The 20558-nt window shown below is 44.4% G+C and carries 16 protein-coding genes; 13 read left to right on the forward strand and 3 right to left on the reverse strand.

Going from position 1 to position 20558, the window contains the following annotated elements:
- Positions 1-97: 97 nt before the first annotated feature.
- Both J2X75_RS07395 and J2X75_RS07400 read left to right on the forward strand, forming a co-directional pair.
- Complete coding sequence (locus tag J2X75_RS07395) at positions 98-589, forward strand: RNA polymerase sigma factor (RefSeq protein WP_036615805.1); 492 nt, start codon at positions 98-100, stop codon at positions 587-589.
- Complete coding sequence (locus J2X75_RS07400) at positions 589-1560, forward strand: hypothetical protein (RefSeq protein WP_310335392.1); 972 nt, start codon at positions 589-591, stop codon at positions 1558-1560. The genes J2X75_RS07395 and J2X75_RS07400 overlap by 1 nt, the downstream gene beginning before the upstream one ends.
- A gap of 87 nt (positions 1561-1647) precedes the next feature.
- Here the strand turns inward: J2X75_RS07400 and J2X75_RS07405 are convergent, their stop codons facing one another.
- Both J2X75_RS07405 and J2X75_RS07410 read right to left on the reverse strand, forming a co-directional pair.
- On the reverse strand, positions 1648-2214 hold the full coding sequence (locus J2X75_RS07405; RefSeq protein ID WP_310335394.1) for a GNAT family N-acetyltransferase: 567 nt from the start codon (positions 2212-2214) through the stop codon (positions 1648-1650).
- Positions 2215-2244: 30 nt separating this feature from the next.
- Complete coding sequence (locus tag J2X75_RS07410; protein WP_310335396.1) at positions 2245-3120, reverse strand: LysR family transcriptional regulator; 876 nt, start codon at positions 3118-3120, stop codon at positions 2245-2247.
- A gap of 109 nt (positions 3121-3229) precedes the next feature.
- On the opposite strand from J2X75_RS07410, the gene J2X75_RS07415 reads away from it, so the two are divergent.
- The 9 genes from J2X75_RS07415 (at position 3230) to J2X75_RS07455 (ending at position 16597) form a co-directional block, all read left to right on the forward strand.
- Positions 3230-4624, forward strand: a complete 1395-nt coding sequence (locus J2X75_RS07415; RefSeq protein WP_310335398.1) for an MFS transporter — start codon at positions 3230-3232, stop codon at positions 4622-4624.
- Positions 4625-5023: 399 nt separating this feature from the next.
- A complete protein-coding gene (locus J2X75_RS07420) occupies positions 5024-6388 on the forward strand; it encodes a cytochrome ubiquinol oxidase subunit I (protein ID WP_310335400.1) in 1365 nt (454 codons plus the stop codon).
- On the forward strand, positions 6388-7401 hold the full coding sequence (locus J2X75_RS07425; RefSeq protein ID WP_310335402.1) for a cytochrome d ubiquinol oxidase subunit II: 1014 nt from the start codon (positions 6388-6390) through the stop codon (positions 7399-7401). Before J2X75_RS07420 ends, J2X75_RS07425 begins: the two co-directional genes overlap by 1 nt.
- 14 nt (positions 7402-7415) lie before the next feature.
- Positions 7416-9239, forward strand: a complete 1824-nt coding sequence (gene cydD, locus J2X75_RS07430; protein ID WP_310335405.1) for a thiol reductant ABC exporter subunit CydD — start codon at positions 7416-7418, stop codon at positions 9237-9239.
- Entirely contained in the window at positions 9236-10963 is a 1728-nt protein-coding gene (gene cydC / locus J2X75_RS07435) for a thiol reductant ABC exporter subunit CydC (protein WP_310335406.1), read from the forward strand. The genes cydD and cydC overlap by 4 nt, the downstream gene beginning before the upstream one ends.
- A gap of 243 nt (positions 10964-11206) precedes the next feature.
- The gene (locus tag J2X75_RS07440; RefSeq protein ID WP_310335408.1) at positions 11207-11902 is read left to right on the forward strand and encodes a response regulator transcription factor; all 696 of its coding nucleotides are present in this window, start codon (positions 11207-11209) and stop codon (positions 11900-11902) included.
- Positions 11875-13152, forward strand: a complete 1278-nt coding sequence (locus J2X75_RS07445; protein ID WP_310335411.1) for a HAMP domain-containing sensor histidine kinase — start codon at positions 11875-11877, stop codon at positions 13150-13152. The genes J2X75_RS07440 and J2X75_RS07445 overlap by 28 nt, the downstream gene beginning before the upstream one ends.
- 105 nt (positions 13153-13257) lie before the next feature.
- The gene (locus J2X75_RS07450) at positions 13258-13947 is read left to right on the forward strand and encodes an ABC transporter ATP-binding protein (protein WP_310335413.1); all 690 of its coding nucleotides are present in this window, start codon (positions 13258-13260) and stop codon (positions 13945-13947) included.
- A complete protein-coding gene (locus J2X75_RS07455; protein WP_310335415.1) occupies positions 13940-16597 on the forward strand; it encodes an FtsX-like permease family protein in 2658 nt (885 codons plus the stop codon). Before J2X75_RS07450 ends, J2X75_RS07455 begins: the two co-directional genes overlap by 8 nt.
- Positions 16598-16682: 85 nt before the next feature.
- Here J2X75_RS07455 and J2X75_RS07460 read toward each other — a convergent pair whose 3' ends face one another.
- On the reverse strand, positions 16683-16958 hold the full coding sequence (locus tag J2X75_RS07460; RefSeq protein ID WP_310335417.1) for a hypothetical protein: 276 nt from the start codon (positions 16956-16958) through the stop codon (positions 16683-16685).
- A gap of 186 nt (positions 16959-17144) precedes the next feature.
- Here J2X75_RS07460 and J2X75_RS07465 point away from each other — a divergent pair, with 186 nt between their 5' ends.
- The gene (locus tag J2X75_RS07465; protein WP_310335418.1) at positions 17145-18761 is read left to right on the forward strand and encodes a helix-turn-helix domain-containing protein; all 1617 of its coding nucleotides are present in this window, start codon (positions 17145-17147) and stop codon (positions 18759-18761) included.
- A 29-nt stretch (positions 18762-18790) separates the two neighbouring features.
- The gene (locus tag J2X75_RS07470; RefSeq protein ID WP_310335420.1) at positions 18791-20536 is read left to right on the forward strand and encodes a cache domain-containing sensor histidine kinase; all 1746 of its coding nucleotides are present in this window, start codon (positions 18791-18793) and stop codon (positions 20534-20536) included.
- Positions 20537-20558 lie beyond the last annotated feature (22 nt).

The raw sequence follows: 20558 nt of genomic DNA on the forward strand, positions 1-20558 counted from the left end.
ATTTTGAATGAAATGGACCAGTAAAAAATCCTAAAACAAAATGTGACCAAATGCCGTCCGTAAGAGTGTTAGAGGTATAAAGGAGGGCATAACAACCATGCAGCGATCAGTGCCCCAGCTGGGCGATCATGTGATGAAAGTCTATGAGACATACGCGGATACGCTGTTCCGGATTGCCATGGTGCACCTCGGCAGACGAGAAGACGCGGAGGAAGCCACTCAGGATACCTTCATCAAACTAATAGAAAAAGCCCCTACGTTCAACGATGCGGAGCATCAAAAAGCATGGTTGATTCGGGTCATCACCAATCATTGCAAATCCTTATTAGGCAGAGGCTGGCGCAAACGGGAGGTCAAGCTGGAGGGAGTCGATCCTCTTACAACTGACAACCCTGAAGATCACGCGCTGATCGAACTTGTGCTGTCACTGCCCGTCAAGTATAGATCGGTGGTTCATCTGTATTATTACGAAGATTATCCGATCCGAGAAATCAGCGAAATCCTGGAGATTAGCGAATCAGCAGTGAAAATGAGATTAAAACGAGGAAGACAGCTGTTAAAACTGGAGCTGGAAGGAGAGGAACTGTAATGAACGAAGAACAATTCAAACAAAACTACAAGAAAGCGGTGGATCATATGAAAACAAACGAACAAATGAAAAAACGGGTAGAGCAATCCTTAAACACGCAACAACAGGGACCAAAACGTCAACGTAAACCACTATACATTGCAGCAAGTGTTGTTATCGCTGCCAGTATTGGATTGGCTGCGCCAAGTGTATGGCAACAATTCAATGGGCCAGCCGCACCAACACCACAGGTGGCAGCAGTGAATCCAGGCGCGTCGGTTGACCCAATCGTGATTCCGAAGATGGAGTTGCCGAGTTCACAGGGCAAAGGCGCGATGGCTGATATGATGCAACTGGTTGTGTATGGAGGAAACGTATATACACAGTCCCCAACATTGCTTGAAGGCGTAAATGCACTCAATCTACGAGGTGAGAAGCTTGGCACTACAACTGGTGGCATCAATGAACTGAGCGGCGAGGATAAATATACGGAGCTTGCTTCCAACATTGGCGAAGCAGACATCTATGCGGTCAATGGCTACGACAAGGACTTCCGCATCATGTCTTACACCGAGATCGATGGTCAGGTGTATGCTCAGCTATTCGACAAGAACAACGGGATCACCATTGGTACGGGTGCCGACCTGATCGGCAAGCTTCATCTCGAAGGCAACATCGCCTCGGCGCAATGGGAGACGTTTGACAGCTGGAACAACGGATTGCAGCAGCTTCAGCCGTTAGCAGCGGATGAAGCACTGGACAGCTTTATCTCATCGCTAAACGCTGCCAAACCGATCGCAACGAGCCCGGAGTTGGAAGAGAACCTCTACGGCAAGGAAGATCGCAAGATCATCTATCTCACGCTGGAAGACAAAACGCAGGTCCCACTGGTTCTGTTTGGTGAAGGTCTGGTGCGTTACGGTAATGTTCCGGCATTCCTGGAAGTGGAGAAAGGCGCGTTCCAATCATTCTGGAACAGCTTGGGCGAGTAAGGCGAAGACAGCGATACGGCTTCACAAGAAGAGCGAACAGAGCACGCAAGTGCTTTGTTCGCTTTTTTGATTATCGGTGAGATTAGTTTAATTAGAATTCTTGTAATACACCAAATGATCGGTCCACTCATCATTTTCATGTATGAAACCTTTACGTACACATTCAAATTCCATACCAACGTTTTCAGCTAACTTTACAGAAGGGGTATTATCCACATTAATATGAGCTTCTATGCGGTGGAATTTCAGATGTTCGAATGCAATATGAAGTGCTTCATTCACTGCTTCTTTCCCATAACCTTTTCGCCAATACTGATTATGGATCGTGTATCCGAAGCTTCCCCATTGAAAATGATCTCTTGCCAAGGTCGCAATATCAATCATACCCAGATGTGTACCATCATGCTTTCTAAACACACCAAATACATAAACCGCATCTGTACGCGCTAACTCCTGGTGTCGATCTACCAGATCATGAAACCAATCCAGCGTACATTCACTCATATCCATTTTCCCTTTATCATGACGGTGTTGGGAGGGCAAGCGGTTTTCAAACTCATTCAACCAATTTTCATAGTCGTCTTTCTGTAATGGTCGGATGACTAGCCGTTCTGTCTCTGAAATATGATCAAATTTTTCTGCTTTTAATATCAAAATGACAACTCCTCGGGATTGAATTTGTGCTCATGGCATAGCACTGAAATAGTCCATAACCACGCTGCGAAACTCTAAAGCGGCTTTGGAAATATACCTGTTTTTGTGCGAAAGCAGAGCGATCTCACGAACGAGTTGGTGTTCCTCTACCTGAAGATATCTAATGCGCTCATGCGGGTTTCTGGCTGTGCTAGGTATAAACGCGAGACCGATCTCCGCTTCAACAAGGGCTGTTAATCTTGCAGGCTCATCACCTTCATATACATATTTCGGTAGGAAACCAGCGGATTGACATACGGAATCTACCATATCACGAACCCCATACCCTTGTTTCACCCCAACAAACCACTCGTCCTTAAGTTCAGTTAACTGAATGCTGCTTCGGTCTGCATATCGATGCCCCATAGGAACAGCGACTACGATCGGATCTTCATATAGTATCTGACATTCGATGTCGTCACCTTCAATCGGAGGGGAGGAGAGACAAAAGTCCACCTCGCCCCGATGTAGAAGTCTGGACATGTTTTCTAACGAAACCATTTGCACATGGAACTGAATATCCGGCTTGGTTTTCCGGAATTCCCGCAGTATACCTGGCAATGTGCTTGCCGTAGTCACCGCCAATTGCAGTGTACCCTGATCCGGATTGGAGAGGTCAGCGATTTCCCGCTTTCCTTGTTCCAATTCAAATAAGGCTTTTTCAGTTCGCTGAAGAAATGTTCTTCCAAAGTCGTTTAATCGCAGCTTTCTCCCGATTCGATCAAATAAAGGGATTCCAAGGTCGTCCTCTAATCGTTGTATCGTTTTGCTCAGGGAGGATTGCGTGACATGCAGCTTTCCCGCAGCTTCCGTAACATGTTCGCATCGGGCCACTGTCAGGAAATATTTTAGTTGAAGAAGCTCCATTTGTACCATTCCTTCATTCCTTATAGTTCATCAAATCATAACATATAATGCGTTGGAATAAATGAATAAGTTCAAGTAAGATAACAACAGAAGAAGGAGTGATGCACCGATGAACGTTCGAAATAAAGGATTGATGTTAGCTGTTGGACTCGGAATTATGTTGAATCCGTTGAATTCCTCCATGATTTCGGTGGCAATCTCCAGACTACAACAAGTGTATCAACTTAATTTTACAGCCGTTTCGTGGATTATTTTATCATTTTACATTGCTAGTGCTGTCGCTCAACCCGTTATGGGCAAGTGTAGTGATTTGTTTGGCCGCAGGAAGATCTTCCTCATGGGTCTTGTTATTGTTTTTGTATCGTCCATGCTTGCACCGTGGTCTCCCAGTTTTTCGTGGCTCATCGTATTCCGGATCGTTCAATCGATTGGCACAAGCATGATGGTGGCCGTCGGAATGGCAATTGTCAGAATGAACGTGACTGAAAAACAAGCCTCCGCCTTGTCCACCTTGGCTATATTCCTTTCTGGAGCGGCTGCAATTGGACCTTTTATTGGTGGAGTATTGATTCATTGGTGGGACTGGCACAGCATATTCTTCGTTAATATTCCGTTTGTCATGGCAAGCTTTTGGTTCGCCTGGAAAACAATCCCGAAGGACGAGCAATCTCCGTCTATCTCTGGTCACATGTCCATTCGGCAATGGCTTGCGTTAATTGACGCACCAGGTATCCTGATGTTTACGGTAGCTTTGGTGACTCTGCTTATCGGTTTACTTTCAGTAAAATCCACAGGAGATATTTCAACATGGCATCTGCTGACAGGAGCGATCGGGTTAATCGCACTCGTCATGTTCATCCGACATGAATTAAAAGCAGCCACGCCTTTTATCCCTCTGCGAACGTTTGCCTCATATCCCGAGATGACTTGGGTGAATGTGCAATACATGCTGGTGAACATCCTGTTTTACGCTCTTTTTTTTGGAGTTCCTACGTATTTGAAGCAGGTACGTCATCTCAACGAAGTTCATACAGGAATGAGCATGCTGGCTTTGGGGTTATGTTCAGTCATTATTGCTCCGATCGCAGGGCGCTGGATTGACAGATCAGGATCACGGCCAGCTCTGATTGTATCCGCTTCTTTAATGACATTTGGCTCTATATTGATCGTTGTTATGAATGAAACTTCTCCAATCTTCATAATCATTGTTGCCTTAGCTTTATTTGGAATAAGTAACGGCCTAAACGCGGTCGGCATGCAAGCTGCTCTGTTCAAAAGCACACCCAAAGAAATGATCGGAGTCGCATCGGGTATTTTTAATACATCACGCTACCTGGGGACCATCTTATCGTCGTTATTAATTGGGATTGTCATGGGAGATACATTTAATGTGACAGGATTTCAGATGCTTGGAATCATCCTTACGGTATTAGCTGCATCACTGATCATCATGAGCGTACGTCGCGAGGCAAGTGCGGTGAGTCCGGAGCAAGTAAGCAAGTAAGATAGAGAATCTGCCGTGCAATAGCACGTTTACACCCAATGAATCAATAGCTCCATTGGGTGTATTTTTTATTTTTCACCAAGTTGTCAGAAAGAGTTGATCCTTTCTTGAACGTTTAGGGTAGAAGACGTGTCTTTGATTGAATTAGGTAAAAATAAAGATATAATAATTTTGATTAATAGGCTTGGTTAGTACTTTAAGTGCATCAATATCAGATTTTAATTGGCATCCAATGCTTGCTATTATCGGGGGCCTACAGGAGTAAACGCATTATAGGTGTGGCAAGATATCGTTATACCTAACTTTGTGAAATTTTTCGCAACTTTGCATTGAGTTTAGCCAAAGCTGATATTGAATGTTTCTAAATTGAACAGAGTTTGAAAGGAGGCAACACAAAGAATGGCTATTGATACGGTGTTATGGAGCAGGCTGGTGACTGGTTTGACACTCGGATTCCACGTGATTTTTGCAACGCTTGGTGTCGGTGTACCTTTGATGATTGCTATTGCAGAGTTCATCGGCATTCGGAAGAAGGATCACCATTACATACTTATGGCAAAGAGGTGGTCACGAGGGTTTGTCATATCTGTGGCTGTTGGTGTTGTGACAGGTACAGCGATATCACTGCAGTTGGCCCTGGTATGGCCGAATTTTATGAAGCTGGCCGGGAATGTCATTGCACTGCCACTATTTATGGAAGTATTCGCATTCTTTTTTGAAGCCATCTTCCTGGGCATTTATCTGTACACGTGGGATCGGTTCAAAAATCCGTATATCCACTGGTTGCTGACCATTCCGATTGTCGCCGGGGCAGGCATGTCTGCTGTTTTTATTACAACAGTGAACGGATTCATGAACCAGCCTGAAGGTTTTGTCATGGAAGCAGGTCAATTCTTGGCAGTGAATCCTGTACAAGCGATGCTGAATACGGCGACGTTCTCCAAAGTATTTCATGTATTAAGCTCGGCTTATCTGACAGGAGCTGCTCTGTTAGCGGGAATTGCAGCTTTTGCGATGTTGAGAAAAGGGGTGTCTGCCTACCACAAGAAAGGCCTGAATCTCATGATGGCCGTTGTTTTGGTATTCAGTTTATTAAATTCCTTAGCTGGTGATGTATCTGCCAAGTTTTTGGCTGAACATCAGCCGGAGAAGCTCGCAGCTGCCGAGTGGCATTTCGAGACGGAAAGCGGCGCGGATCTGATTTTATTAGGATGGCTGAATGCTGAACATGAAATCATAGGCGCACTTCATTTGCCGAAAGTGCTTAGCTTTCTTGCCTTTGGAGACTTTAACGCCGAGGTAACCGGGCTGAACGAATTTCCATCTGATGAGCATCCACCCTTACTTGTGCATTACTTGTTCGATCTAATGGCTGGAATAGGTTTTGCTCTACTCGCTATATCCAGTCTGTACTTCCTGTTTGTGTTCTGGAAGAAACGAAATCAGTTTAACAAGTGGATGCTTCGTATGGTTGCGCTCAGTGCACCGCTTGCTTTTCTGGCCGTTGAGATGGGTTGGTTCTATGCAGAGATCGGTCGGCAGCCATGGATCATTCGAGGTTATATGCGAGTGGAAGAGGCCGCTACTTCTTCACCGAGTGTAAGAATTTTGTTTTTCGTCTTTTTACTTCTGTACATCGTGCTCGGCGTCATCTGTGTTCTCGTATTGAGACGTCTGTTCAATAATAATCCTGCTGAGCTTGAGATGGAGAAATGGTTGAAAGAGAAGCATGATCAATCAGCCAAGAAAGGGGAGCAGGCCTGATGAGTTATGAATTGATTGGTATATCCGTACTCTGGCTGTTCTTGTACGGCTATCTTATTGTAGCTTCCATTGATTTTGGAGCAGGTTTCTTCGCCTTTTATGCACGCCTGACAAAGCAGGATCACCTGATTAATCGTCTGATCTCCCGTTATCTATCACCGGTCTGGGAGATCACCAATGTATTTTTTGTCTTTTTCTATATTGGCATCGTTGGATTTTTCCCGGATACCGCTTACTATTATGGCTCCGCGCTGCTTGTTCCGGGAAGTATTGCCGTCATTTTGCTTGCCATTCGTGGGTCATTCTACGCCTTTGAGAATTATGGTTCCAAAAATAACATCGTATATCTGTTTTTATACGGGGCTACCGGGTTGCTTATTCCAGCGTCATTGTCAGTGGCACTGACCCTGTCTGAAGGTGGCTTTATTTTGAAACAGGGAGATACCGTTTCCCTGGATTACTGGGCACTATTTACGAATCCATTATCGTGGAGCATCGTTGGTCTAGCCATCGTGTCGGTATTGTTCATTAGCGGGTCATTTCTCACATTTTACGCTTCTCGGGCAGAGGATCATTCGGCATTGAAGCTGATGCGCAATTATGCTTTGTTCTGGAGTACACCGACCATTATTCTCGCGCTGACTGCATTTATATATTTGGGTCAACACAATGAGCGTCATTTTCAAAACATGATGGATTTATGGTGGCTGCTGGCGCTATTCGTTGCATTTTTCATGATTGCCATGTGGCTGTTATATAACGGTCGTCGTTACGGATTAGCTTTTATATGTATCATGCTGCAATTTTTCACAGCCTTTTTCGCTTACGGCATTGGGCAGTATCCTTATATTCTTGATCCATTCATCACGATTCAGAGCAGTGCCACACCGCCAGCAATGGGTTTTGCGCTAGTGGTTGTGTTTATCGGTGGGCTGTGCCTGTTAATTCCTTCTCTGATTCTGGTCTTCAAACTGTTCCTGTTTGATGCGGATTATGTGAAAGGGAAAAAATAAAGGAGGAGCTTTCAATGAAGAGGAGAGCCAAATCCAATCTGATCTCGCAGCAAATGTCTTTACAACGAAAAAACAGACTTCTCCTTGCGATCATTTCGCTGGCCCTTGGTGTAGCTATTATAAGCCAGGCCACCTTGGTGGCTGAAGCAGTCCAGCGAATCTTTGTAGAGAAAGCTTCCTTTTCATCAGTGATGCTGTTGCTTGTCCTATTACTGGTTGTTATGGCTGCACGCTCACTGTTGTCGTATGGTAATGGGAAAGTGAGCTTGCATATGGCAGCACGCGCCAAGACAAATATGCGAGCATCTGTATTGCAGAACCTGACCCGCGCTTCCATGCCTTCAACCCTGAGTGGGCAGACGGGAGGAAAGGTCAGCGTTGCTTTGGATGCTGTGGATGAGGCTGACAGTTATTTCAGTCAATATATGCCTCGAATGATGGAAGCCGCGATGATCCCGATTCTGATTCTGGTTGTTACGTTTACGCAGCACTCCAACACAGGCTGGATTATGCTGTTTACGGCACCGTTTATCCCGCTGTTCATGATCTTGGTTGGGCTCAAGACAAAGAACAAATCAGAAGAAAAATACGCGCAACTGGCTGAGTTTTCCGGTACATTTCTGGATTCGCTTCAAGGGCTGGTTACGTTGAAAATATTCGGACGGGCTAAACGTCAGCAACAGGAAATTGAACGCAGCAGTTTGAGGTATCGTGATGCCACCATGAGCATTTTGAAGATTGCATTTACAAATACGTTTATGCTGGAATCGATCGTGATGTTAAGCATTGGTATTGTCGCGCTTGAACTGGCTATTCAGTTACTGGTTTTCAAATCAATGAACTTCCACACGGCCTTTCTTGTGTTGTTGCTCGTCCCTGAGTTTTACAGTCTGTTGAAGAATACGGGAACGGCTTTTCACAGTGGGCGAACCAGTATGGGGGCGATTCGCAAGGTGGAACAGATGCTTGCGGATACAAGTGTCAAGAGCACACAAACGGAGCAGGAAGAAGGATCGGATCAAAGCAATATAACCGATGTCGATGCAATGGCAAGGACGGAAGAACTCCGTACAGCTCGTACAGAGTTGATTCCAATGCCACCAACCGTTGAACTGGACCATGTCCGGTTCAAGTACGCTCCTAATTTCTTTGGACTTGAGACAGGACAGATCTCGATTGGACCGGGAGAACAGATTGCTATTGTAGGCAAAAGTGGCTCAGGTAAAACCACGCTGCTTCATCTCATTGCCGGTTTACTGAAACCAGATTCGGGAGCGGTTTTGGTTAATGGAAGCCAGCTTTCGCAACATGATGAGGCTGCATGGTTTGAACGTGTTAGCTACATTACACAGCATCCGTATATTTTTGCAGGTACATTTGCCGAAAATATCGCGATTGGCGCTGGTCGGAACGTCTCCAGAGTTGAAATAGAGCAGGCGGCAGAGGAAGCAGGGCTTGCTGGCGTTGTCGCTCAATTGGAGCAGGGACTGGACACATTTGTTGGTGAAGGGGGCAGAGGGCTGTCTGGTGGGGAAAAGCAAAGACTTGCTTTGGCACGTGCTTTTCTGAAGCGACCAGCTGTTATTTTGTTCGATGAACCCACCGTAGGACTGGATTTGCACACCGAGCGGGTAATGCAACAATCCATTGCGGCATTAGCCAAAACGGCAACGATGATTACGGTGGCACACCGTTTATATACAATTCAACATGCGGACAACATTTTGTTTATGGACAATGGGGTGTTGGTGGATTCAGGACATCATGAAGCGCTACTGGCGCGCCTGCCTCAATATGCGGAGATGGTGGATGTACAACGGAAAGGAGGGTTAGCATGAATGAGCTGACGATTCTGTCAAAAGCGATGATTCAAGAGCGCAAGGATATATTGCTTTCGATATTGGGCGGATTTAGCGCCGGCATAGCAGGGGTAGCTCTCTTTTCCGCGAGTGGCTATATGATATCTCAAACGGTATTTGCGCCACCGCTGTACACCTTAATTGTACTCACTTCCATGGTCAAACTGCTGGGTTTCCTTCGAGCGGCAAGCCGCTACGGAGAACGCTTGTATTCCCACAGGGCAACATTCTCCATGCTGAGCCGTTTGCGGACGTCCTTTTTTGCCAAACTGATCCCGGTAACGCCAGGTATATTGAACAAAAACCGAAGTGGGGATCTGCTTGCGCGGATCGTGGGTGATGTGGAAAGTTTGCAAAATTACTTTTTGCGGGTCGCGTATCCACCCATCATGGTCGTTATGGTGTTTTTGGCTACCATGCTGTTCACTTCGGCCTTTTCGATCTGGATTGCGTGTTTGTTAGTACTAGGTATGCTGATCACGGCATTTGTTGTACCAGGTATTGTCTTGTTAGGTCAGCGAAAAATACATGGACGTGTCCGCCAGCAACGGGCCTTGCTGTCCACGGAAGTAACCGAAGTATTGTATGGTTTCAGGGATTTGAAAGTATACGGCCAATTGGAACAGCGTGAGCAACAGCTTCAGCAGGCTTCCTCTGCATTGGCAACGGAACAGAAACAAGCCGCTTCGCACCTGCTGCGCGGGCAATCCATGCACGTTTTTGTGACGTATCTTGTTACATGGGGAGTGCTGGCACTGAGCGCCTTTTTAATTGTGAATGGAGCGTTTGCCGGTGTATTCCTCGCCATGCTGATCCTGGCCACGCAGACCGTGTTCGAAGAAGCTGCGGCAATGGCTATATTACCTCTATATAAGCAGGACAGTGAACACGCCGCTCAACGACTGGCGGAAACGGTGCCAACCTCCGATGTACAACCTGTACAGCCAAGCGGTGAAGTTTCAGCCGATCAGGCGGTTTCGATTGACCTATCCGGTGTTAACTTCCAATATGAAGGGGAATGGAGACCGGCGCTGAGGGAGCTATCCCTGCAACTTGCAGCAGGCTCCAAAACAGCGATTGTCGGGCCGAGCGGGTCAGGCAAGTCAACGATTATCGATTTGTTACTTAATCTACGTACAACAACGTCTGGAAATATCCGGTTAAACAATGTTCCCGTTCAGGAAATAAATGAAGAGAGCATTTGGCAAAACGCGAATGTTGTGTTGCAGCAAAGTCATTTCTTCCGGGGAACCATCCGTGATAACCTGTTGCTGAATGGAGAAGAACATTCGGATGAACAATTGTCGGATGTGCTGGATAAAGTGCAACTGCCGAATAAGTTGTTGACTGATATGGTGTATGAAAAGGGTGAGAACCTGTCGGATGGTGAGAAGCAGCGGCTGGCTCTGGCACGGGCCATGCTGTGCAAAGGACGGTTATGGCTGCTGGACGAACCAACTTCTTCGCTGGATTACGTCACAGAGAAACATGTGCTCCAGCATCTTCTTGCACAAGCTGCTGAAGATACACTTCTCCTGATCTGCCATCGGCTGACGGGATTGGAAGAGATGGATCGGATTGTGGTCATGGACCAAGGCAAGATTGTGGAATCGGGCTCTTTCTCCGAGCTGATGAAGCAAAAAGGATACTTTTATGAGATGAAACAAATTGAACGACAAATGATTGGAGACGCTGGGGCGTAAAAATGTAAGATCAGTCCTGATCGTGGTGTCAGTAGTACTTCAAAACAGGCTAAAGAACGGTCACTGATGTTATCTGTTATTATCAGTAATCCATTCTTTAGTCTTTTTGTCTATCCATTGAGAAAAACCATTAAGTGGGCAAACATTGACGTGAATGAACTCAAATGATGTATAATGACGCAGGAACTCTATAATCAAAATGAAATAAATACAAATTCAAAATAGCATGATCTGAGGTGTACGATGAATCGCTTATTACTCGTAGAAGATGATGAAAATCTGGTGTTTGGTATTCAATATACACTGTCCAATGAAGGATATGAGGTCGTTGTGGTGGGTAGCTTGGAAGAAGCCAGACAGGCACTGCAAGCAAAGTCGATCGATCTGATTTTGTTGGATGTCACTTTGCCTGATGGATCGGGATATCAACTATGCAGTGAGATTCGGGTAACGTCGCAAGTACCCATTATCTTTTTGACGGCTTTGGATGAGGAAGCAAACGTGGTCGCAGGGCTTGATCTCGGAGCAGACGACTATGTAACCAAGCCTGTTCGAACCAAAGAACTTATTTCACGAATTAAAGCCGTATTGCGACGTAACAACAAGGGAAAACAAGAAGTAAGCTTATGGATATCCGATAACATTCAGGTTCGTATTTTAGAAGGAACTGTACTCAAAAACAATATTGAAATTACACTGACGGCGCTTGAATATCGACTACTATTGATGTTGATCTCTCATCCGAAGCAGATATGCAGCAGAAGTTCAATTCTGAATCATCTCTGGGATCTGTCGGGCGACTTCATTGATGATAATACGCTCTCTGTCCATATCCGCAGGTTAAGAGAGAAAGTCGAAGATATTCCTGCAGCACCACAGTATATCGTAACCGTCCGAGGGGTCGGATATAAATGGAACATGGAAGTTATAGGGAAATGAACATGATCGAAGTCCTGCGAAATCCAGAGTGGAAATCCATCGCCATTAAAGTACTTGCTCTGCAAGTTCTTTTGTCGTTTATGATGTTCTTATACATGCAGCATCAAGTTGATAGCATTAATACAACTATCGTGAATCAGAATAGCGCCCTGATCGGGCATTTGTTGATGAAAGATCCCCAGTTGGAGAATGAGGTGATTCACTTTGTTACCCAAGGAGCTCAGACCGATGAAATTGCTGAGGGGCAACGTATCCTTGCACAATACGGTTATCAGGCGGGCATGCCTTTAGAAGAGCAACCGGCTCTTACAGGACGAGCGTTACCCTTGAAAACAGCGACTCAAGTATTGATGTTCCTGATTCCACTCCTAATTGTACTTCTGTGGGAGTATCGCAAAGTTTTCGTGAAAATCAGAACCATTTCCCATGCGGCGGAGCAGGTTGTGGAACAGCAATTCAATAATAAACTGCCTGAGACGGAGGAAGGAGACTTCGGCTCGCTCGGCCGGAGCTTCAATGCAATGGCTGGAAGATTAACCAACAGCCTGGAGCTACTCCGGCAGGAAAAAACCTTCCTGCGCAATCTGTTATCCGACATTTCCCATCAGCTCAAAACACCCCTGGCTTCTCTGATTGTGTTCAATGAAAATCTGCTGAATGATCCCCGGATGAAAGAAGAAATGAGAATGACGTTTCTGGAACGAAGTCGGCAGCAGCTTGATCGAATGGAATGGCTCATTATCAGCCTGCTCAAGCTGGCACGAGTCGAAGCGGGAGCAATTGGATTTCGAAAAGAAAGGATTGAGCTTAGGGAGATGGTGGAGAGCGTTGTCTATTCACTCCGGACGGCAGCAGACCAGAAGCGGACAAACATAACCATCCTCGGAAGTGAGAATGCATTTGTACAAGCAGATGAAGAATGGCTTAAGGAAGCTGTCATGAATTTGATAAAAAATGCACTGGAACACACCCCACCAGAGGGGGAGGTTCGAATCCATTTGGAGGAAAACGCACTATTTGATACAATTATTATTCAGGACAACGGCGAAGGTATTCATCCCGATGATATGCCTCACATTTTCAAGCGATTCTATAAAGGCAAGAACCATAACAAGCCCAACAGTATCGGCATTGGTCTGGCTTTGACCAAATCGATCATTGAGGAACAACACGGGATCATAACGGTGGAGAGTGTGCCTCAAGAAGGGACGACATTCAGAATTTCGTTTTTCAAAAAAGAGTGGACTTAAGAAGAAGCTTACGATAATGTAAGCTTCTTCTTCACTTCAACGTAAGCTTCCACACCTATAATAACAATCAAGCAATGTTAATCATACAACTGGAGGTACAACAGGGTGGAAATTTTGAAGACCGATCATTTATGGAAAATATACGGAAGTGCTGAGGCTAAGGTGGAAGCATTGAAAGATGTTAATCTGTCCGTCAATCAAGGAGAATTCGTTGCGATCGTGGGCGCCAGCGGATCTGGCAAAAGCTCATTGCTGCATCTGCTCGGGGGAGTGGATCAACCGACAAGTGGCCAAGTCATTATTGACGGTATGGACCTGTATTCTCAAAGTGAAAATGAACTGGCTGTGTTCAGAAGACGCAAAATCGGTTTTATTTTCCAATCATACAATCTGATCCCGGTGTTAACTGCGGAAGAGAACATTAAATTGCCGATGCTCCTTGAGAATAAACATGTGGACGAGGGTTATCTTGAGGAATTATTGAGCGTGTTGGGACTCAGCGATCGAAGGCAGCACCTTCCGTCCCAATTATCAGGTGGGCAACAGCAGCGAACTGCAATTGGACGTGCATTGATCAATAAACCATCGATTATTCTGGCGGATGAACCAACCGGCAATCTGGATAGCAAGAACAGTAAAGAAATCGTGGATCTTCTTACCTTCTCCGTCAGAAAGTACAATCAAACCTTGATTATGATCACACATGATTTGAATGTGGCCCAGCGAGCGGACCGTGTTGTAAATATAAAAGATGGCACACTCTTGCAACAAACAGGGGTGAAAGATCGTGAATAGGTATACTAGTCTTACCCAAAAATATTTGCTAGGGCAGAAAAAAAGATCAATACTAACGATCGTTGGCATTATTTTGTCTGTGACTCTACTTACAGCCATAGGAACCATTGGCCTTAGCTTCAGAGACAAGGTGGTTCGGCAAACCGTTCAAGAGTACGGGGATTACCATGTTTCTTTTAACGGATTACCTGGAGAAGCAATCTCAAAAGTCGTCAATAATGCATCCGTAGAGAGTGCTGGGATCATTAGCAGAGAAGGTTATTCGGTCATCAGCAAAACGAGTGAGAAAGAGAAGCGAGAAAATCCATTTGCTGCGCCTTATCGGTATTTGAATCTCAAAAATTATAACATCGATGCAATGAGCAAACTCCAGATTCAATTGGATGCGGGCAGACTTCCCAAGAATTCTCACGAAATTATCCTACCTACGTTGAGTCTGGATAGCTTTCCAACGAAACCGAAACTGGGTGATTCGATTAAGTTAAATCTGGGAGATCGGATTGTTGCATCAACAGGGGAAATGAAAAAAATTAATGGTTTGGGAGATCGCGGCTGGGATCAGGATGAGGATTTTCGCCCCCAAACAGAGAGGGAATTTACCGTCGTCGGGTTTAGTAACCCAGGCACTAAGGGTTCCTGGTCGGCCAACTTCATATTACCGGCCATCACTTATGATGATAACCAAACGATCAAACCGGATAAAAAATACTTCATTTACGTCAAAATGAAATCGATGGATCAAATCGAGCCAAAGACAAAAGCTATCATATCATCATTAAATGTTGAGAAAGTGGATCAAGGTTCTGCCGTAAAACTAGATAGGGATATCGACATTAAAAATGTTCGGATCGATTACAATAATGAACTGCTCAAGTTATATGGCAAAAGCACCTACGAAGGTGTAAACCATAGCCTACTATACGCATTCGCTGCAATCATCATCATTATTATGGGTTGTACGAGTGCGGTAATTTATAACACGTTTCATATTTCTGTTTTGGAGCGCACCTCCCAATTCGGTATGCTGCGTTGCATAGGAGCAACCCCATCACAAATACGCAAATTAGTTCTCAAAGAGGCGACAATTCTCAGTCTGATTGGCATTCCCGTAGGACTATTCACGGGAACGGTCTTTATGAAGCTTCTGTTTTACAACATTAGCTTTTTGGCACTAGGTTTTCTGAATGATATGCAAATGGTCATTTCCCTACCGATTCTGATTATTGCTGGTGTACTTGGACTGCTGACTGTGTATCTTTCTGCCATCGGACCGGCTAGACTGGCAGCGAAAGTATCCCCACTTGAAGCAATAAATGGCTCGGGAAGTACAAAGGTGGACAACGTAATGTCCATCCGGAAATCAATGCTGGTGAAAAAGCTGTTTGGTATGGAAGGCCAGTTTGCTAGTCGAAACATACGACGAAATAAAAAACGCTTCCGCATCACAGCCTTTTCCATGGTTGTCAGTATGCTTTTATTTATTGTCTTTAGCGGCTTGGCCGGATTCTTAGGACAGACGTCTCAATCGGGGATCGAGTATTCCTATTCAGTTCAATATGAAGGGGATTCCAAGCGGATCGATGATTCCGTATATTCAGACATTGTCAAAATTGACGCAGTAGAACATGCTTATAAGTTATATAGCCATCAAGTGATGGCAATTCTTCCGAAGGATAAAGTCAATCCCAAATATTATGAACTCAGGAAGGGAATGTATTCGGTTGAAGAAGGAGAGGGGTATCGAACAGACAACAATTTCCTCGAATCCTACGGAGATAACGGACTCGATGCTCTGAAATCCAAACTAACGGCGGGTACGATCGACAAAGATAAGATGAACCAGGAGAATGGCGTCATTCTCAATCAGAAGATACGAATTATAACGACGGAGGAAGGCAAACAGATTATCATCGACCAAACCCAGTTTAAGGTTGGGGATCACATCCAAGTACGTACTTTAGAGGGGGGGAATCAAAAATACAAGACACTGACGGTGACGGGGATCGTTGAACAAGGGGTGTTATCGAAAGATTATAATGAGAGCGCGATGCTTGAACTCATTACGACACCTGAAGTCATAGAGAAAGTTACAGGTAACGATGCGTATTCAAGGATCTTTATTCTTGCGAAAACCGATATCTCCAACAAACCGATCACGGATTACCTCAAGTCCCTAACCGAAAAAGATGCTGGTTACAGCTATATGGATAATGTGATGGCGCAAGCAAAGGCCAAAAACGACGCCACCACAGCAAGCATCTTTTTGTATGGTTTTATCGGTGTTATTGTCCTTATTGCATTCCTGAATATACTGAACACCGTCAGCACCAATCTCATTCTACGCACCAAAGAATTTGCGGTGCTCAAAGCTATCGGCATGACACAGCGTAATGTTGGGAAAATGATCCTATTAGAAGGTGTTTTATACGGCCTGTACGCTGCAGTATACGGTAGTATACTCGGAACAATACTGAGCTATGGGATACATCATCTCTTCAAAGGTGCTGTCGATGTAGGTTGGGCCATTCCATGGTCTAGTATTGTTCTTGCTTGTGCAGGTGCCATAGCAACAACACTCGTTGCTACAGCTTGGCCGATGTATCGATTAAACCAAACGATCATCGTTGAGGCATTGAGAAAGGAAACATAGACAACTATTACAACAGATGATTGCTAGAAAAGTCGCATAAATAGATTGCGGCTTTTTTGGTTTTAAGAACGTCTTTTCAACACCTTTACATAACAGCAGATGATTCAGATGCCTTATTTTTCTTGGCAAGTGGTTTTTTCCTCAAAGTTCGATCATATAGATACGGTTTACCGTGATATTCCCGTGCATGCTTTTGTTTCTGCTTTTTATGTATATCAACCTTGATCTCCAGATTGGCAACGTTACTCTGGAATTCAGTAGCAATTCGTTTGCACCATTTCAGGCCACTTTCTTCAGATGCACTGAAATGAACGCGTAATAGATATCCGTTCACCGTTAATTCAAACTTGTATAAATTCATGATATGTATCCTTTCCAGGCGGGCATGTTATGTTACACCATATACGATAATCTGATTATAACAGGAACGTATGTTCTATAAAAGTGTTATTTATGATACCCGCAATGCAATAAGGTTCGCTAGACATCTTTGCAAGAGTTCGTTTAATGGTAAAATATCTAAAAATGGTTCATGTTGGGGGATATCATGTATAAACTGATGATCGTAGATGATGAATTGCTCATGCGGGTTGGAATTCGTTCCATGCTGAATTGGGAAGAGTATAATTTCTATGTTGTTGGTGAGGCGGGAAATGGAAAAGAGGCATTAAGCCTTGCGCTTGAAGTGATGCCTGATCTAATTATTACAGATATTAAGATGCCGATTATGGATGGGCTACAGCTTATACAAGAGGCCTCCTGCGTACTGAAAACCTGTAAGTATGTCATCCTGAGTAACTTTGACGAATTTCATTATGTAAAAGAGGCACTAAAACTTGGCGCTTCAGACTACTTGATTAAAAGTGAGATTACAGAAACTGCCCTTATTGACCTCCTGAGCTCTGTTGGACAGAAACTGCATAGTGAACATGTTCACCCAACCAACACACTCTCTATAACACAGGACTATTCCAAAAGCCTAAGATATCTAAAGGATAGTTTCTTCCAAGATATTGTAAGCGGATTCATTAGTGAGGAAGATATCGTCACCAAAGCGGAAGAACTGCATTTTCGTATACGTTCGGACCAGTTGGTTGTCATTAAGTTCATCGTGAATTATTACGAGGATGCAAAGCGGAAATATGTAGAGAAGGGGGAGAAGCTGCTACGATTTTCGATTCTTAATATTATGGAAGAGATTATTCCTTCGAAATGGGAGAAAGAGATTTTTGTTGAAAGTTCCTCAGAATATTGGGTGATCGTTAATGTACTTCCTGAGAGCCAATCTGTACACGCCGACTTGAATAAACTATGTAATAAATTGCTGTCTTCGATCAAGGATTTTATGAATCTATCGCTCACGGCTGGGGTAAGTAGAATGACTTCCGGTTTCCTTCACATCAGGAAGGCCTGCCAAGAGGCAGAAACGGCTCTACAACAGGGTTTCTTCACAGGAAGCAACCAGGTGTTGTATTACGATGATATGGTTCAATCCCCAGATCGACATGAAGTTAAGGGGGCTTTAAGCCCGCAACAAGAAAGAGATTTGTTGAAGTTGTGGGTAAGCAAAGACAACAAAAAGGCGGAAGAGTTCCTTGAAGGAATCCGATCCAATCTCGAGCAGCTGCGAGCAGATGAGAATAGCATTCGCAAGCAATATATCATGGTAATGGAAACGATACATTCCCATCTATCCCGAGCTACGGAAAGAGGTGCACCTTCTTTAACAGAGAAATCACCCTATGAAATCGTTCTAAAGGGGGAGTATTGGGAGGATATCCACCAAGATATGCTTGCTCATATTGCGTATTACTTCCAAACCGATTCCCAAATCAAACAGGAAAGCACTTACACCGATCTCGCCACTGAATTGATCGACAAGTATTATGCGGAAGATATCTCACTGCAAAGTATCGCTAGCCAAATCAGTGTGAATCCGTCGTATCTCAGCCGTGTGTTCAAACAGGAACGAGGAGAGAACTTTATTACGTACTTGACCCGAGTTCGAATTGAACATGCGAAGGCGTATCTATTGAGCAGAGGAATGAGAGTGTATGAAATCGCAGAAAAGGTGGGCTACCATAATTACACGTACTTCAGTAAGATTTTCAAAAAATCGGTAGGGGTCACTCCTGAGGAATATCGAGAATTACAGCAGGGATGAATGTAATCGGTGAATAGAGGTGCGAGAAAATGAAGCATGTTCGGCCCTTCCGAATCAAGTACAAAATTATGGTGATCTGTATGACGGTCATTATCCTTCCGGTATTGGTGATGACAATTAATTCATATTACTCCTCAGAGCGTTTATTGGCACAGAATTATACAACGTTATTAAACGATCTGGCCAAACAAACGAATATTCGCATTGATGAATTCCTCAAGGAGATTGAGAAAATCACGTTGCTAGCCAGCAATGGGCTTAGTGACAATCTGTCTGCGACTCATGAAGGGAGTTTTCCGATCCAGGATTTCCTCCGAGAGGGTGATGAACAACATGAGATTGCCGCATACAATATTCTGATGAATTACATCATGATGAAAGATCGCGTCTTCTCCATTTACCTCTACAATATGAACGGGGGTCAAGACCTTTTTGTAAGTCCACATCAACCCATTGATCCAAACTTCAAAGTAGCAAACGAATTGTGGTTTAAAAAGTTCATGCATGATAACGATCGAACCATTACCCTCACAACACGAATCGATGAGCAATTGGAGAATAAAATACTGGCAGTGTCACACGCTCGCAAAATTCATGATGTGACTAGCGGAAAACTGCTTGGCGTTATCGTTGTCAGCATTGATATCAAATTCATTGAAATCGTCAATCGAAACTTGCAGGAAGGACTACGCTCCAGATTCATGATCGTTGATGAGGATGACAAGATCGTATATAACGTGAACGAACGATTAATCGGGACACTGTTCCGGGACAACGTTCGTCCGCCTGAATCACTAAATGTCGTGGTGACCAGTCCCCTTAGTCAGCAAAAATGGACAACTTACTTATATATGCCTTTGGATGAGCTGACTGCTGATGGCAAAATATTGGGCCGTAATCTGGTGACGCTTGCCATAGTCATTGTTCTTTTTGCTGCCGTCATATCCATCTTTTTATCTCACGTGATCACAACTCCCATTAAAAAACTGCTACGGAATATCGCTCTGGTCGAGAAAGGTCAGTTTGAACAAGTTGAACCTATTGGCTCCAGAGATGAGATTGGACATTTATCCATTCGATTCAACAGAATGTCACACGAATTGAAGCGAATGGTCGAACGGATGCAGCAGGAAGAAATAGAGAAAGCCAAGGCCGAGATGCGTGCGCTCCATGACCAGATCAAGCCTCATTTTCTGTATAACACCCTTGGGTCGGTGAAATGGATTGCCTCGATGCAGCAGGCTGATAAAATCGTGGAAATGACCGATGCCTTAATCTCGATGCTCCGCTATGCAACAAAATCCGATGGAACCCTCGTAACCATTCGTGAGGAACTTCATAATATAACGAATTACGTAACGATCCAGAATGTCAGGTACTATGATTGTATTCAGATGAGGTATGAGATTGAGGATAAAGTGTTGGATTATCACATGCCCAAAATGATCCTGCAACCCATTGTAGAGAACGCTATTTTTCATGGTCTGGCCGAGCTTGAGGAAGACGGAATCATTACCATTCGGATTCAACTGCGGGTGGATACAGTTGTAATCGAAATCTGCGATAATGGCGTTGGTATGGATCATCATACGATGCAGAACCTAATGGAAGAAAAGTCCGGTGCAGGCACAGGAACAAATGGGATTGGATTGCATAATGTGCAGCGGCGGATTCAACTTCATTTTGGGAAACCCTATGGAATACAGGTGGAGAGTAAAATGGGTGAAGGTACCATTTTCTCCATTCTGCTGCCTGCCATCATTGAAGCCAAATAGTCATTCATGCTTTCATTCATGC

It is taken from the genome of Paenibacillus sp. 2003, from assembly GCF_031455635.1.
GTDB lineage: Bacteria > Bacillota > Bacilli > Paenibacillales > Paenibacillaceae > Paenibacillus > Paenibacillus amylolyticus_B.

Excerpts from the sequence above, each read along its gene's own strand:
- J2X75_RS07395 (WP_036615805.1), top strand. The coding sequence starts at position 98 with ATGCAGCGATCAGTGCCCCAGCTGGGCGATCATGTGATGAAAGTCTAT.
- J2X75_RS07400 (WP_310335392.1), top strand. The coding sequence starts at position 589 with ATGAACGAAGAACAATTCAAACAAAACTACAAGAAAGCGGTGGATCAT.
- J2X75_RS07410 (WP_310335396.1), bottom strand. The coding sequence starts at position 3,120 with ATGGAGCTTCTTCAACTAAAATATTTCCTGACAGTGGCCCGATGCGAA.
- J2X75_RS07415 (WP_310335398.1), top strand. The coding sequence starts at position 3,230 with ATGAACGTTCGAAATAAAGGATTGATGTTAGCTGTTGGACTCGGAATT.
- J2X75_RS07420 (WP_310335400.1), top strand. The coding sequence starts at position 5,024 with ATGGCTATTGATACGGTGTTATGGAGCAGGCTGGTGACTGGTTTGACA.
- J2X75_RS07425 (WP_310335402.1), top strand. The coding sequence starts at position 6,388 with ATGAGTTATGAATTGATTGGTATATCCGTACTCTGGCTGTTCTTGTAC.
- cydD (WP_310335405.1), top strand. The coding sequence starts at position 7,416 with ATGAAGAGGAGAGCCAAATCCAATCTGATCTCGCAGCAAATGTCTTTA.
- cydC (WP_310335406.1), top strand. The coding sequence starts at position 9,236 with ATGAATGAGCTGACGATTCTGTCAAAAGCGATGATTCAAGAGCGCAAG.
- J2X75_RS07440 (WP_310335408.1), top strand. The coding sequence starts at position 11,207 with ATGAATCGCTTATTACTCGTAGAAGATGATGAAAATCTGGTGTTTGGT.
- J2X75_RS07445 (WP_310335411.1), top strand. The coding sequence starts at position 11,875 with ATGGAACATGGAAGTTATAGGGAAATGAACATGATCGAAGTCCTGCGA.
- J2X75_RS07460 (WP_310335417.1), bottom strand. The coding sequence starts at position 16,958 with ATGAATTTATACAAGTTTGAATTAACGGTGAACGGATATCTATTACGC.
- J2X75_RS07465 (WP_310335418.1), top strand. The coding sequence starts at position 17,145 with ATGTATAAACTGATGATCGTAGATGATGAATTGCTCATGCGGGTTGGA.
- J2X75_RS07470 (WP_310335420.1), top strand. The coding sequence starts at position 18,791 with ATGAAGCATGTTCGGCCCTTCCGAATCAAGTACAAAATTATGGTGATC.